Origin of the sequence: Flavobacterium pectinovorum (assembly GCF_006438875.1) — a bacterium.
GTDB lineage: Bacteria > Bacteroidota > Bacteroidia > Flavobacteriales > Flavobacteriaceae > Flavobacterium > Flavobacterium pectinovorum_A.
On the sequence record NZ_RCZH01000016.1, the window covers coordinates 81,150 to 96,835 of the forward strand.

The following is a 15,686-nucleotide window of genomic DNA, read 5'->3' on the forward strand; positions in this document are numbered from 1 at the left end:
CATTCACACGTAGTGAATGCCTCTTTTTTATTAGTATTGTTATTTAGTTTTTCTTCTTGAACAAACCATTAATTAAGTCACTTGCTTTTTTAGTAACCTCTTGTGTTTTCTGTTCTTTTTCTGTTTTTGCAGCTTGTGTGGTATCTTTTGATTTTGTGTTCTTATTGATCAGATCATTAAGTGCAGAAGTACCTTTTTGCGTTAACTTTTCTTTTTGCTGATTTGCAACTTGCGACGCTAAACTAGTAACGGCAGATTTCATATCAGTTGATATTTTTGGATTAGAAAAATTACCTGTAATCATCGCGTTTATCGGAATGTTTTGCAATTTCGCAGCATCTGCAGGAGACATTTTTGAGATAAAAGCATTTGCTTCACTTCCTAAATATTTAGCCGGAACATCTAATTTTAAGTTGTAATTCATTGTTTGATCAAAACCATGAGTTCCGCCAACAGTGATTTTAATATCCTGGTATTTAATATCAAATGGTTTTACATTTACCTTTCCGTTTTCAAAAGTTAAGGCAGCTTTAATATCATTCAAGTTCACCTTACTCATATCAAGAAATTTGATGTTTGAAGTTAAGCTATTTAATACCGTCGAATTTTTAGCGTTTATAGTAGTCGAAAGTAATTGTCCTAACAAATCTCCAGAGATTGAATTTAGGTCAGGTGTTAATTCCTTAGCATCTAAATTTCCGTTTAATTTAATAGTCGAATTTAATTTACCATTGATAATTCCGGCGATTGGAGCAATTTTTTTCATCATGTTCAATTGCGTAAAAGTCTGTGCAATATCAACTTGATTGAAACCTAAATTCATGTCAAAAGTTGGTACTTTAGTTTTTGTAGAAACCGTTCCTGTTAAGCCAATTGTTCCTCCAAAAATTGAAGTTTTGAAGTTTTCTAAAGTAGCTTTCTCGTCTTTTACGATTAGTTTACCCGAAACGTCTTTTAGTTTTAAATTATCGTATAAAACAGTTGTTGCTTTTGCATTAATTGTACAATTTAAAAAAGCAGGAATCTTCATCGCTTCTGTTGGTTTTGCTGCTTTTTTCTCAGTTGCAGGTTCGCCGGCAGTCATAAAATCATCAACTGCTAATTGGTTTGAACTCATATTGAAATTCCCTTTCAGTTCTTGTTTTTTAAACATAAAACCATAGAAATTTTCCAGAACACCATTTATGCTCAAATCACTTTTTCCGGTTGTAGCATCAAATTTTTTCAAGTTAATAGTACTTGGATTAAACTCTACCAAAGCCGTACTAATGTTCATAGACTTGTTGTTGTCATCCGTATATTTAAATCCTGACAAACTCATTGTACCGGCATTCTTAATGTTTTGATATTGGCTTTTTTCTACAGATGCCATATCAAAATTTGTCGTAACATCAGCTTTTAAAATACCTGCCAATGGTTTATCCATTTTGATTGGATATGCTTTTGAAAGGTTGGCTAAATTAATTGTTCCTTTTAATGCTGCATCTACAATAGGATTTACAGTTATGTTTTTAATATTCGCTTTAGCGCTAAAAACATCCTGATCTATTCTAAAAGAAAGTTTGTCTAAATTAACGTAGGTGTCATTTAGAATTCCCGTTTCATTGATGATTTTTGTGTCAATTACAATATTCTGAACTGATTTTGGTAAGTTAGGATATTGAAATGAGGCATTGTTTGAAGCAATTGCAATATTAAATTTAGGAACAGTAGTATCTGTTAATTGTCCTTTTGCAAAACCAGTTACAGTAAAATCTCCGGTCGTTTTTACGCCATCTAAACTAGATGCATATGCCGAAGGAATTAAACCTAAGAAATTAGTAAAGGAAGAAGTTGGTGTCTTAAATTTTAAATCATAAATCTGACCCGCATCAACCATCTGAATAAAACCGTCAAACTCTAATGGCAATTGATTAATTAAGGCTTTGTTTTCTTTAAAAGTATATTTGCTCTTTTCTAAATCAATTCCTAAAACGGCGTCTAAAGTCAGTTTTACATTTTTCATGTAATTAACTTTATCCATATCAAGAGATACTTTGGCAGTAGATTTTGTAGTCAAATCCAGTTTAGAATTCGTAAAATCTCCAGTTCCTTCATGATTTAAACTATCAATAACCATTTTGATTTTTGAACCCTGATCAATATATCTAAAGGTAAAATTTTCGATTTTATAGTTTTGAATTTTTAAAGAAAGCGGTTTGCTTGCATCATCTTTCTTTGTTTCGTTTTTATCTTTTAATGCGATATCGAAGTTGCCAACACCATCTTTATTAAAGATAATATTGATTAAACCATTTGTAGAACTAATTCCCTGAATGCTTAAAGGTTCTTCTTTTCCTTTAAAAAGTTCTTTAATACTCATTTTTAGATTCAATTCACCTAGCGAAACCAAAGTATCACCTTCAAAAGGAGCTTTGTTGATAATGACCAATTTTTGGATTCCAACCGTTGCATTCGGGAAGTTTTTAAACAAACTTAAATCAGCATCAGCAAAACTTACTTTTGCATCAACGCTTTCGTTAATAGCTTCAGCAATTTTGGCTTTTATCTGATCTTTAAAAAAATAAGGAATGGCAAATAACGCCGCGACAAAGACCACAAGAACTATGGCTGTAATTTTTAGAATTTTCTTTAACATATTAATAGATTTGGGTTTAATTGATAAAAGACTCGTGCAAAAATAGTTTTTTTTGGCTGAGTTTGCAGATAAAGTTTTCTTAAAATGTAAGAATTATACTTATTTTATGAAATAAAAAAAATCCGTTTGATTTATATTCAAACGGATTTTAAATTTTATTATTTCAATTATTTATGAATAAAAACTACTATTTTATTGACCAAAACATCTGAAATAGGTAAGTTTTCGTTGTTATAACTTTCCATATTTGCCTGTTTATCGCCATCTATAATTTTCATGATATGATTCATTTTATCGACGATCAATAATTCGGCATTTTTATTGGACTTGGACAAACCTTCAGCATCTTGTACTGTGACTTGCAAATCGTTGTTTCCTTGCAGAATTAAAATAGGAATATTTAGTTTTTTAATCTCTGCTTGCGGGTCGTATTTAAACCAAGAAATCAAATAAGGCTGAATACTTGGCCTAAAAAGAGCATTAAGCATTGGATCCACTTTTTTGACCGTATTTCCAGCTTTTAAACTGTCAATAATAGGAAAGGTCATTTCTTCAATTTGTTTATTTGACTTACTGCCAATTTGGGCTTTTATTATTTTATCTGCAGATTCTCCGGCTCCGGCAATCGAAATAAATTTATTTGCTTTTGCTCCCGTAATCATTCCTATTAGAGATCCTTCGCTGTGTCCTATGATCACTAATTGCGAAAAACGTTTGTCTTGTTTCAGGAAATTAATCCAGCTTTTGGCATCTTCCGTATAATTTTCAAAAACTAAACTAGCTTCAGATATAGCAGAAGCTTTGCTTTCGCCAATTCCTCTTTTGTCATATCTTAATGATGCAATTCCGTTTTTTGCCAAAGCTTCTGCCAGCATTTTTATCGAATTGTTTTTCATCATCGGATAATTTCCGTTTCTATCCGTTGGTCCTGAACCTGCAATTATTAAGGCAACAGGATATTTCTTGGATAAATCAGGAACGGTCAAAGTACCAAAAAGCTGATCGTTATTAATTTTTAAAATTACATTCGACTCTTTATAAGTGTTTTCTTTTTTATCCTGAGCATTCACAAAACTCAAAAAGAAAATGGTAAGCAGAAGAACTATATTTTTCATTGATCTGAATTATTTGATATTTAACCCAAAAGGAAGCATTGCCTGAACACCTTTTTGTTTTTGAAACCTTTTTACCTGTTCAATAAGCAGATAGTTTTCTTCGCCAATTTCCTCTTTTATAAAAGCTTCCTTAGATTGTGCAAAAGGCAGATTAGAAAGAAGATCATTAAATGTTTTCTCGTATTCAGGATAGTTCTGAGTGCTGTAAGTTTTTACTTTGGCTATTTTAGCAGCTTCGGCAATAGCATCATTCAAACCTCCAATTTTGTCTACCAAACCAATTTTCAAAGCTTCAGTTCCTGACCATACTCTTCCTTGTGCAATAGAATCAACTTGTGCAAAAGTCATTTTTCGGCCTTGAGCCACATGCGTTACAAAAGTATTATAGATGTGTTCAACTCCTTCTAATGTAAACGCTTTAAATTTCTCGTCAATTGGCACAAAAGGACTATAATTTGCTGAGTTTTCGTGTGTTTTTACCTGTTCAGTATTGATTCCTAATTTAGTTGCCAAAGGGCTAAAGTTTGGTAAAATACCAAAAACTCCAATAGAACCTGTGATCGTATTATTTTCTGCGAAAATTTTGTTGGCATTACAAGCAATATAATAACCTCCTGACGCAGCATAATTACCCATTGAAACTACAACCGGTTTTACTTTTTTAGTGATTTCAATTTCTCTCCAGATCAAATCAGAAGTTAGAGCGCTTCCGCCCGGGCTGTCAATTCTAAGAACGATTGCTTTTACATCTTCATTTTTTCTGGCTTCTTGCAACGAACGACGCATTGAACCTTCACCAATTACGGTAACATCTCCTTCGCCGCTTTGTATTTCGCCTTGAGCGTAAATAATCGCAATTTGATCTGTTGCCGTATTTCCTGAAGCTGTAGTGATATTGTTTTGAGTATAATCTGAAATAGAAATTTTGTTGTAATCATCATCGCCTGTTACTTTCAATGCTTTTTTTATCGCATTGTGATATACATCTTCATAAGCGACAATATCAACCAAATGTTGTGCTTTTGCCATTTCCGGAGTTCTGGCAAGCAAACCATTTGCAATTTCGTTTAATTTAGCAACAGGAATTTTTCTGCTTTCCGAAATATCATTCGTAACAGTTGTCCAGATTGAATTTAACAATGCTGTAACTTGTTCCCTGTTTGCATCGCTCATTTTATTTTCTAAAAACGGTTCAACCGCACTTTTGTATTTTCCGTGACGAATCACTTCCATATGGATACCTGATTTATCCTGAAAATCTTTAAAGAACATTACTTCAGACGAAAGTCCTTTAAAATCTAAATCTCCGGCAGGATTCAAATAAATAGTGTTAGCAACAGAGTTTAAATAATATTCTTTCTGAGAATATGTATTGGAATATGCCCAAACAAATTTGCCGGATTTTTTGAAACTTTCAAGTGCATTTCTCAACTCTTTATATTGCGCCAATCCTAAAGAAGATTCATCATTTAAGATCGAAATTCCTTTAATATTATCATCTGTTTTTGCTGCTTCTATAGCATTGATAACATCGGTTAAACCGATTCCTTTTTTATCTGAAAAAACAGTTACCCAGGGATCTTTATATTTTCCGGCATAATCGTTTTGAATCTGTTTTAAATTTAATTCTATAACAGAATCTCCTTTGACAGAAACAGAATCGTCTCCTCCAAAAATAGTCCCAATTAGAATTACTCCAAAAAAGAAGACCATAATAAATACAAAAATACCAATAACTGTGGCAATTACATTTCCTAAAAACTTCATAAGTATGTTTTTTTTAATAAGTAGCAAAAAAGGTTGGTTTGTTACAAATATAATCTAAATAGAATTTAATTCTCCTATCGGTAATTATCAAATATTTGTATAATTTACATTTTTGAATACTACAAATAAAGATAGATTATTTTGTAAGATAATGGAGATTTTTTTTATAATTTTAAAGAAAATAAATAACAAACAGACTGTTTTCGGATCTTGAAAACTTCTGATTCTTGAAGTAAATAATGTACTTAATTCTGAAATAGTTTTAGTTAATTTGCATTAATTATGAAATCACAGCACCAAATCACACTCTCTATAGGCAGTAATCAAGGAAACAGATTAGCAAACATTCAAAGCTGTATTGCTTTAATACATCAGGAAGTGAGCACTGTAATCAGGGTTTCAAGACTATACGAAACTCCTGCCTGGGGATTTGAAAGTGATGCCTTTTATAATTGTGCGTTGGTTTTGCACAGCACTTCATCGGCACAAAAAATATTGAATCAGGTTTTAAAAATCGAAAAACATTTAGGCAGAATTCGATCAAATCAGGAAGGTTATCAATCCCGATTAATCGATATTGATCTGATTGCATATGATGAAGAAATTATTGAGTCTGAAAAACTTCAGATTCCGCATCCGCTAATGCAAAACAGAAATTTTGTTTTATTGCCAATGCAGGATTTAAAACTTGATTGGAAACATCCTGTTTATCAAAAATCTATTTCAGAATTAATTGCTATTTCGCCGGACGATAGTGTTTGTACAATAGTTCAGGATTTAAAAAATCCGTTGCAGGAAATTCCGCTGGAAAAATTTAATTATATTGCTTTTGAAGGAAATATTGGTGCCGGAAAAACTACTTTGGCAAACAAAATTTCAGAAGATTTTAATGCTAAAACTGTTTTAGAACGTTTTGCAGATAATCCGTTTTTACCCAAATTTTATAAAGATCAAAATCGATATGCTTTTCCGCTCGAGATGTCTTTTCTGGCAGATCGTTATCAGCAATTATCAGATGATTTGGCGCAATTTGATTTGTTTAAAGATTTTGTCGTAGCCGATTATCATATTTTTAAATCTTTGATTTTTGCCAAAATTACCTTGGCAGAAGATGAATATCGTTTGTACCGAAACTTATTCGATATCATTTATAAAGAAATGCCAAAACCTGATTTATATGTCTATTTGTATCAGAATTCAGACCGCCTGCTTCAAAACATCAAGAAGCGCGGAAGAGCTTATGAACAGAACATTGAGGCTGAATATCTGGATAAAATCAATAACGGTTATCTGGATTATATTAAATCTCAAACAGATTTGAATGTTTTGATTATCGATGTTTCTGAACGTGATTTTGTAAAAAAACACGAAGATTATCTTTTTATTTTAGAGGAGATCAAGAAGAAATTGTAATGTGTCAGTGTGCCAATTAGAAAATTAGATAATTATTCACGGCATTTCAGGAAATATCTAATTTTCTAATTGGCACATTTTCTCATTAAAAATTATCTTTTCAATGAGAAATGACCTCTCAAAATAGGTTTGGTATTATCAATTTTTAAGGCATACCAATAATCAGAAGCGGGGAGAGGATTTTTGTCCAAAGTTCCATCCCAAGTCATTTTAGAAGCCGTTAGTTGCGCGATTAACTTTCCATATCGATCAAAAATAGTGACTTGTGCTTCCGGATAATATTCCATTCCGGTTACTTCCCAAACATCATTAAAAGTATCATTGTTTGGAGTAAAAAAGGCTGGGAAAACAATAACAACAAACGTTTTTGGATTTGCTGCCGGACAACCGCTTTTCTCCCTAACGTAAGCAGTTTGCAATCCGCCGGGCACATCATAAAACACATTTGAATTCTGAAAATAAGATCCGTCTACAGAATATTCAAAGTAATCCTGTTCTTTGGTAAGATAAATTACAACTCTTGTTCCGTCGACCTCAATGCGGGATATTTCCGGAACCTCGCGCTCATCAACAATAATAGTTTTTTGACTGGTACAGCTTTCTGGAGCAGGACTTGTAACATCAACGGTATAAGTTCCGCCTTTTGAAACATCGATAGTTTGTGTTGTTTCGTGATTCGCAGTATTCCATTTGTATGTCATTCCGGGCACTCCTGCGTCAAGCGTTATAGTTTGAGATTGGCACAGTATTAATTCCTGATCGGTAACAACCGGAGGAGTATAGATTTGAATGTCTATAGGAATACGAGTATTATTGATGCAGCCATTATTTGATGCTTCGGCATAATAAGTTGTATTTGTTGAGATTGTTGGAGTTTTAAAACTATTACCTGTAAATAAGCTTGTGCCGCCAGTTGATGCTGTGTACCAATTTATAAAACCAATATTTGTACTGGCAGTAATTGTTACGGATCCCGGACCACAATTATAATAGATTGATTGAGCAACAATTGGTTTGTCTGGTGTTGTATTAACGGTTGCAGTAACAGGTTTTCTATTTGATGCGCAATTGGCATCAACATAATAAGTTGTAGTTGTAGTTATTACGGGAGTTGTAAAAGAATTTCCTGTTGCTAATGCAGTTCCGCCAGTCGCAGTTGCGTACCAACTAATGGTTGCTCCAGCTGTTGCAGTAGCATTAAATGTAAAACTTCCTGAATCGCAAGCTGGATCAGGATTTGGAGAAGGAGTTACAGTCGGAATCGTTATTTTTGTACTGGCAGCTATTTCCAAAGGAGCTTCGCCCGGCATTCCGCCATATTCAACAACGTAACCCTTAGGTTGATAATCGCCACTTGAATCTCCGGTATTTGACAGATCATTCCAGGAACCTCGTATTCCAATTCCGGGTTGTGTAATGTGGGCATAATCTTCGTCTCCTTGCTGGTTTGGTTCTCCGGTATTCCAAAAAGTATATGACATTACTGTTCCTGCTTCGGGTCCGGTTACCCATTTCCAAACGCCTTCTGTTTCGGCATCACTACCTCCAATCCATCCGGTTCCAGATGCTTGTTCGCCACTTAGCTTAGCTTCGTCTGCTGATAATAGAGTTGCCAGATATCCTTTAAGACCGTAATAAGTACTCGCTTCGGCTGCAGCTTTTGCAGCTGTCCAGCTAATACCAATACTTGGTACATATAAATAAAAATGCTTTGTAGAAGGTAAATAATTTGCCTGGCCAATAGTTATTGAGAAAGTTCTCGTACCTGAAGCTGTAGCTGACGAATTAGAGAATACAATATCTTTAATGGCGGCTTCTAAATCAGAATATAAAACGTCTCCTCCGGTTGGACTTGATAACACTAGTTTTCCTTCATTGGGATACCAACCTTGTACAATTGATGGATGTGCGGCAGGATTAAGAATTTCAATTTTATCCAGACCACTAGAATAACCTGAAGAAATCTGAATATAAGCCGCTTCTGTTCCAGGTTCTGCAGGATCATGAGTAATTGTAATAGAAGGCGCAATTTTTATAGAAGTTAATGGGCAGTATAATTGATCGTCTGTTGCTTTAAGTACTGGAGGTGCAATTGAAGTTGCATTGCAATTGTTTGAATAAAGAGCTGTTGCATCTTTGAAAGTAGACCAATTAGCATTGGAATAACTGGTATTATCTACCTGAATGCAAGTAAGATTGGGATTAGATTTAAAATCTATATCTGTAAGTGATGTGTTTTTTCCGTTTTTTAGATTAAGATTGGTTAGTTGATTGTTTGAACAGATAAAACTAGTTAAAGATGTGTTTTTGGAAACGTCTAGACTGGTTAGTTGATTATTGCTGCAAAAGAAAAGATTTAAAGAGGTGTTTTTGGAAACGTCTAAATTCGTTAATTGATTATTCCAACACGTAAATTCCTTTAAAAGTGTATTTTTAGTAACGTCTAAATTCGTTAATTGATTAGTAGTGCAGTATAATTCTGTTAAAGCATTATTTTGTGAAACATCCAAGCTACTCAATTGATTAAAGGAACAAGCCAAATAAGTCAATGCAGTATTTTTAATGACGTCTAGGCTGGTTAATTGATTGTTAGAGCATACTAAAGAAGCCAAAGTGCTATTTTGGGTAATATTTAAACTAGTTAGTTTATTATTAAAACAGGATAAATAAATTAAAGCAACATTTTTAGTAACATTTAAGTTGCTTAGTAGATTGTCTGAGCAATACAGGCCATTTAAAGCTATATTTTCAGTAAAATCCAAACTAGTTAATTTGTTAGCAAAACAGGATAAAAAATTTAAAGCAGTATTTTTAGTAGCATTTAAACTTGTTAGTTGATTGTTGTCGCAATTTAAACTAGTTAATGCAGTATTTTTACTAAGATCTAAACTAGTTAATGCATTAAAAGAACAAGTTAATTTTGTTAATGCTGCGAAATCCTGAATTCCGGTTAAATCATTTATGTTTTTGCGTGTGACATCCAGCTCAGTTAATCCAATCACATTAGAAGTCAGAACTTTACCATCAATAGTACCGCTATCAATATTTAAATCTATTAGCGCTTTCTCAAAATTAAGATCAGGAATTGTAGTGTATTGTGCGTGCCCAAAAAAGCCGGACAGCAATAAAAATAATAATAAAGATATTTTTAAGAAATTAACATTTTTCATTTTATAAAAGTATCAATTTTATAATAATAAAAAAATATATTTACATTTCTAACATTTAAATGTGTAATTTGATGAAAAATAACAATCTAAGAGATTGAAATTACGTATTAAATTTTACTTGGCCAGTTTAGCTTCTGGAATAAATCCCAAACAACAATTCCGGCGCTCACGGCAATGTTCAAGGAATGTTTGGTTCCTAATTGCGGAATTTCAATACAACCATCGCAAATTGCAACTGCTTCCTGAGCAACGCCATAAACTTCATTTCCGAAAACAAGTGCATATTTTTGATCTTTTTCTACTTTAAAATCCTGAAGAAAAACAGAACTTTCAACTTGTTCAATGGCAAGTGTTAATACATTGTCTTTTTTTAGATTTTCAATAACTTCCAAAACATTTTCATGATGTTCCCAAGCTACAGTTTCGGTAGCGCCAAGAGCAGTTTTATGAATTTCCTTGTTTGGAGGTGTTGCAGTTATACCGCATAGAATTATTTTCTCAATCAAAAAAGCGTCGGCAGTTCTAAACACAGAACCAATATTGTGTAAACTACGAATATCATCTAATACTAATATTAGAGGAGTTTTGTCAGACTTTTTAAAATCTTCAATTGATTTTCGGTCCAGTTCGCTATTTTCCAGTTTTCTCATTTTGTTGTATTCAGGTCATAAAAAAAGCTTCCAAAGATAAGGAAGCTTTTTCGATTTATTTTATTTTGTTTTTCTCAGATTAGCTTTTTACTGGATCTGGTAAAACTGTACCTTTAATAGTAAGTACTTTTGTTGGTTGTCCTTCAGCGTTAGAAGTAACCGTAACTGTTTTTGTAAATGCACCAACTCTGTCAGTAGCATATTTTACACCAATAATACCTTTAGCACCCGGAGCGATTGGCTCTTTTGGAGTTGTTGGTACAGTACAACCACAAGATCCTTGTGTATTTGTAATGATTAATGGTTTGTTTCCGTTGTTTACAAAAACGAATTCACGTTTTCCATCAGCATTGTGAGCGATAGTTCCGTAGTCAATAGTTTCTGTTTCGAAAGTCATTCCAGCACCTTCAACTTTAGCAACTTTAGCTTTTTTAGTGCTTTGAGCGTTAGAAGCTGTAATTCCAACTACAGCTAACATAGCGATTAAGATTATTTTTTTCATCTTTTTAGGGTCTTTGTTTTAATTATGAACAAATCTATATAAAATTCTTATATCTCAACTTAAAAATTCCTTAAAATATTTTAATTTTTGAACAGCTTCGATATTCCTTCAAAATATTATAAATTCGCTGTCTTAATTTTTCATTTAAAATACAATAATTTGGCAGCGAAAGAGAAAGTGGTGAAAGAAACACCCTTAATGAAACAGTACAACGAAATCAAGAGAAAATATCCTGATGCATGTCTGCTTTTTAGAGTGGGTGATTTTTACGAAACCTTTGGAGAAGATGCTGTTAGAGCGTCAAAAATCCTCGGAATAACCTTGACGAAAAGAGGTGCGGGATCTGAAACTGAAACAGCGTTGGCAGGTTTTCCACATCATTCTATTAATACGTATTTGCCAAAATTGGTCAAAGCCGGACTTCGTGTAGCGATCTGTGATCAGCTTGAAGATCCAAAAATGACCAAAACTATTGTGAAACGCGGCGTTACTGAATTGGTAACTCCCGGAGTTTCTCTAAATGATGAAGTTTTACAATCAAAAACAAACAACTTTTTAGCCTCCGTTTATTTTGCTGGTAAAAGTATCGGAGTTTCTTTTCTCGATGTTTCTACAGGAGAATTTTTAACCGCGCAGGGAAATGCTGAATACATAGATAAACTATTGCAGAATTTTAATCCAAGTGAAATTCTTGTTCCAAAGAATAATAAAATGGATTTTAAGGCTTCTTTTGGAGATGATTTTCATACTTTTTATCTGGAAGATTGGATTTATAAAGAAGATTATGCCCTGGAAACTTTGACAAAGCATTTTCAGACCGTTTCCTTAAAAGGATTTGGAATTGAAGAGTTAAAAGAAGGAATTATTGCCTCAGGAGCAATTTTATATTATTTATCAGAAACACAGCATAATCGCGTACAACATATCACGGCAATCCAGCGTATTGCGGAAGATGCGTATGTTTGGATGGATCGTTTTACGATTAGAAACTTAGAATTATATCATAGTTATAATCCAAATGCTGTAACACTTTTAGATGTTATCGACAGAACGCTTTCGCCAATGGGAGGACGTTTGTTGAAACGTTGGCTGGCTTTACCTTTAAAAGATAGTGCTAAGATTAAAAATCGTCACGATGTTGTTACGTATTTAAAATCAGATCCTGAAGTTTTACAAAACATCCAATATCAAATTAAGCAAATTTCAGATTTAGAGCGTTTAATTTCTAAAATTGCAGCAGGAAAAGTTTCGCCTCGTGAAATTGTTTATTTAAAAGAATCTCTGGACGCTATTATTCCAATAAAAACTTTGGCTTTGGCAAGTAAGCAGGAAGCAGTAAAAATTATTGGAGATAGTTTACATGCTTGTGATCTTTTAAGAGAGAAAATAAAAACAACTTTAAATCAGGATGCGCCAGTTGCGATTGCAAAAGGAAATGCAATTGCAAAAGGAATTAGTGAAGAATTAGACGATTTACGCGCGATTTCTACCTCAGGAAAAGAATATCTGGAAGGAATCGAAAAAAGAGAGTCTGAGATAACGGGAATTTCTTCTCTGAAAATCTCTTTCAACAATGTATTTGGTTACTATATAGAAGTTAGAAATACGCACAAAGATAAAGTTCCGGCAGAATGGATTCGTAAACAAACCTTAGTAAATGCGGAACGTTATATTACCGAAGAATTAAAAGAATACGAAACCAAAATCCTTGGAGCTGAAGAAAAAATTCATAAAATCGAAAGTGAACTTTTCGAACAATTAATTGCCTGGATTGCTACTTATATTAAGCCGGTTCAGATGAATGCTAATTTGGTGGCGCAGCTAGATTGTTTATGCTCGTTTACGCAATTGGCTATCGAAAATCAATATGTATGCCCTGAAATTGATGAAACTTTTGAACTTGAAATCAAAAACGGACGTCACCCTGTAATCGAAAAACAATTACCGGTTGGAACACCTTATATTGCTAATGATGTTTTTCTGGATAGAGAAACGCAGCAGCTTATAATGATTACGGGACCGAATATGTCCGGTAAATCAGCTATTTTAAGACAAACAGCGTTAATAGTATTATTGGCTCAAATGGGAAGTTTTGTTCCTGCTGATAGTGTAAGAATGGGAATTGTCGATAAAATCTTTACCAGAGTAGGAGCATCAGATAATATTTCGATGGGAGAATCAACATTTATGGTCGAAATGAATGAGACAGCTTCTATTTTGAATAATATTTCTGATCGAAGTTTAGTTTTGCTGGATGAAATTGGAAGAGGAACGAGTACCTATGATGGAATTTCGATTGCCTGGGCTATTGCCGAGTTTTTGCACGAACATCCCGGAAGGCCTAAAACGTTATTTGCAACGCATTATCATGAATTGAATGAAATGACCGAATCGTTGCCAAGAATCCAGAATTATAATGTAGCAGTAAAAGAATTAAAAGACACCGTTCTTTTTGTTCGTAAGCTGATAAAAGGAGGAAGTGCACATAGTTTTGGAATTCATGTTGCAAAAATGGCGGGAATGCCTCAAATTGTAATTTTGAAAGCACAGAAACTATTAAAGAAATTAGAGAAGAACCATTCCAGCGATGCCTTAAACGGAGTAAAATCTGCAGCTGACGAAATGCAGATGAGTTTCTTTAATTTGGATGATCCTTTATTAGAAGAAATAAAAGAAGAAATCCTGAGTCTTGATATAAATGCGATAACTCCGGTTGAAGCATTGATGAAACTTAATGAGATTAAAAGAATGTTGGTTAAAAAATAATTTCAGATTTAAAGTTTAGGTTATCAGAAAGTTATAAAATAAGTGAATTTTTTTTTCGAAAAACGCTTGTGTAATTGAATAAATGTCCTAAATTTGCACTCGCAATACAGAACAAGTGATGTGTTGTAGTTCTTTTAGAATTTGAAACGCGAAAATAGCTCAGTTGGTAGAGCGCGACCTTGCCAAGGTCGAGGTCGCGGGTTCGAGCCCCGTTTTTCGCTCAACATCATATAATGCTCGGATGGTGAAATTGGTAGACACGCTGGACTTAAAATCCAGTGAACAGCAATGTTCGTGCGGGTTCAAGTCCCGCTCTGAGTACTAAAGCCTCTTCTTTTGAAGAGGCTTTTTTTATTGTGTAAACTCGTGCATGTAGTTTTAAATAAATTTAGAATTTATGCAAGAAACCTGTGGGGTTATAAATTAGGAGTGAATTTTACCGCAAAGCACGCTAAGGTTAATTTTATTTTACGCATAGAAAACACAAAGTTCGCAAAGCTGGATCGATACAAAGCTTTGCGGGCTTTATACTTTTTAAACAAGCTATTAGATGAAATCTTAGCGTGCTTTGCGGTAAAATTATTTACAATACAAAATATTTTGTGTTTCCTCGCAGATTTTTGTGTTGATCCTGAATTTGTTTAAAGAAAGAATTTATTCTAATAGTTATCGGGGTTAAGAATCTAAAATCAACAATCTAAAATCTAAAATTTAAATGGGTGCTTTTGTAATTAGTAAAAGGTTTAATGATGAATATAAATTCGTGTTTACTTCTAGAAAAGGCAAAGTAATATTTACTAGTTTAAGTTATGAATTGAAGTTTGAAGGTGAAGAAGATATTGAAAAATTTAAAGCAAATGTGGATCAGGCTAAGTTTTTGAAATTTAAAGGCTCTGGAGGGAAGTATTTCTTTAAATTGATGTTGGGGGAGGTTCATTTCGCAACAAGTCGAAAATACACAACGGAATTGCTTTTGCAGAAAGGAATTAAGGAAATAGTTAATTATGCTTCGAAAGCAGAAATTTTAGACTTCTCGTCAAGTGAATCTATTTTTGAAGATGAATTGGTTGAGGAGGAAGAAGTAGAAGATTAAAGAAGTGAAATGCCAGTGTTTTAATCCCGATAGCTATCGGGACCAAATTCCATTAGCTTGGCTGTTTGTTTGGTTTTGTAGTAAATAGGTTTAAATAGAAGAAAAAATCCCAAATTCCAAAAAGGCTTAGTGTCTTTTGGGGTTTGGGATTTTTTTTGCCTGCTTGGAATTTGGAATTTCAAATATTTGGAATTTCAAATTAATTTTTGAGCATAAAAAAAACCATCACGATGGATGGTTTTAAAATCTTTAGAATTTAAGTTCTAATTATTTTTTTACTTCTTTAGCAGCTTCTTCTACTTTAGCAGCAGCAGAATCAACTTTAGTTGCAGCAGAGTCAACAGTTGCAGCAGCAGAATCAACTACAGTAGCAGCAGAATCAACAGCAACAGCAGTAGAATCTACAGCTGGCTCAGCAGCAGCATCAGCTTTTTTACAAGAAACAACAGTTAAAACAGCAACAACAGCTAAACTTAAAAATACTTTTTTCATCTTACTTTATTATAAAAGGTTAATTATTAATTCGTGGCAAAGATATAAATTTTTTAATATGTAAAATATTTTTTTATTTT

Annotated in this window: 10 protein-coding genes and 2 tRNA genes; 5 read left to right on the plus strand and 7 right to left on the minus strand. The window is 33.3% G+C overall.

Annotated features, from left to right (window positions below; translation table 11 throughout):
* Positions 1-43: 43 nt before the first annotated feature.
* From EAH81_RS20715 to sppA, 3 genes are all read right to left on the minus strand, one after another.
* A complete protein-coding gene (locus tag EAH81_RS20715; RefSeq protein ID WP_140510823.1) occupies positions 44-2,638 on the minus strand; it encodes an AsmA family protein in 2,595 nt (864 codons plus the stop codon).
* Between the two features lie 167 nt (positions 2,639-2,805).
* Positions 2,806-3,753 (minus strand): alpha/beta hydrolase family protein, encoded by a 948-nt coding sequence (locus EAH81_RS20720; RefSeq protein WP_140510825.1) that lies wholly within the window; start codon positions 3,751-3,753, stop codon positions 2,806-2,808.
* 9 nt (positions 3,754-3,762) lie between these two features.
* Positions 3,763-5,520 (minus strand): signal peptide peptidase SppA, encoded by a 1,758-nt coding sequence (gene sppA, locus EAH81_RS20725; protein ID WP_140510827.1) that lies wholly within the window; start codon positions 5,518-5,520, stop codon positions 3,763-3,765.
* Positions 5,521-5,802: 282 nt separating this feature from the next.
* Between sppA and folK the strand changes: the two genes are divergently transcribed.
* The gene (gene folK / locus EAH81_RS20730) at positions 5,803-6,933 is read left to right on the plus strand and encodes a 2-amino-4-hydroxy-6-hydroxymethyldihydropteridine diphosphokinase (protein ID WP_140510829.1); all 1,131 of its coding nucleotides are present in this window, start codon (positions 5,803-5,805) and stop codon (positions 6,931-6,933) included.
* Positions 6,934-7,025: 92 nt separating this feature from the next.
* Here folK and EAH81_RS20735 read toward each other — a convergent pair whose 3' ends face one another.
* The 3 genes from EAH81_RS20735 to EAH81_RS20745 all read right to left on the minus strand — a co-directional run bounded on the left by EAH81_RS20735 (position 7,026) and on the right by EAH81_RS20745 (position 11,255).
* On the minus strand, positions 7,026-10,103 hold the full coding sequence (locus tag EAH81_RS20735; protein WP_140510831.1) for a T9SS type B sorting domain-containing protein: 3,078 nt from the start codon (positions 10,101-10,103) through the stop codon (positions 7,026-7,028).
* Positions 10,104-10,210: 107 nt separating this feature from the next.
* The gene (locus EAH81_RS20740; protein WP_140510833.1) at positions 10,211-10,753 is read right to left on the minus strand and encodes an RNA methyltransferase; all 543 of its coding nucleotides are present in this window, start codon (positions 10,751-10,753) and stop codon (positions 10,211-10,213) included.
* A 79-nt stretch (positions 10,754-10,832) separates the two neighbouring features.
* The gene (locus tag EAH81_RS20745; protein WP_140510835.1) at positions 10,833-11,255 is read right to left on the minus strand and encodes a DUF1573 domain-containing protein; all 423 of its coding nucleotides are present in this window, start codon (positions 11,253-11,255) and stop codon (positions 10,833-10,835) included.
* 159 nt (positions 11,256-11,414) lie between these two features.
* On the opposite strand from EAH81_RS20745, the gene mutS reads away from it, so the two are divergent.
* The 4 genes from mutS to EAH81_RS20765 all read left to right on the plus strand — a co-directional run bounded on the left by mutS (position 11,415) and on the right by EAH81_RS20765 (position 15,114).
* A complete protein-coding gene (gene mutS / locus EAH81_RS20750; protein ID WP_170214145.1) occupies positions 11,415-14,021 on the plus strand; it encodes a DNA mismatch repair protein MutS in 2,607 nt (868 codons plus the stop codon).
* Between the two features lie 148 nt (positions 14,022-14,169).
* Positions 14,170-14,242, plus strand: a tRNA-Gly gene (locus EAH81_RS20755).
* Between the two features lie 14 nt (positions 14,243-14,256).
* Positions 14,257-14,342: transfer RNA gene (locus tag EAH81_RS20760), tRNA-Leu, on the plus strand.
* A gap of 394 nt (positions 14,343-14,736) precedes the next feature.
* On the plus strand, positions 14,737-15,114 hold the full coding sequence (locus EAH81_RS20765; protein ID WP_140510837.1) for a DUF1508 domain-containing protein: 378 nt from the start codon (positions 14,737-14,739) through the stop codon (positions 15,112-15,114).
* A gap of 267 nt (positions 15,115-15,381) precedes the next feature.
* On the opposite strand, the gene EAH81_RS20770 is transcribed toward EAH81_RS20765, so the two are convergent.
* A complete protein-coding gene (locus EAH81_RS20770; protein WP_140510839.1) occupies positions 15,382-15,606 on the minus strand; it encodes a hypothetical protein in 225 nt (74 codons plus the stop codon).
* Positions 15,607-15,686 lie beyond the last annotated feature (80 nt).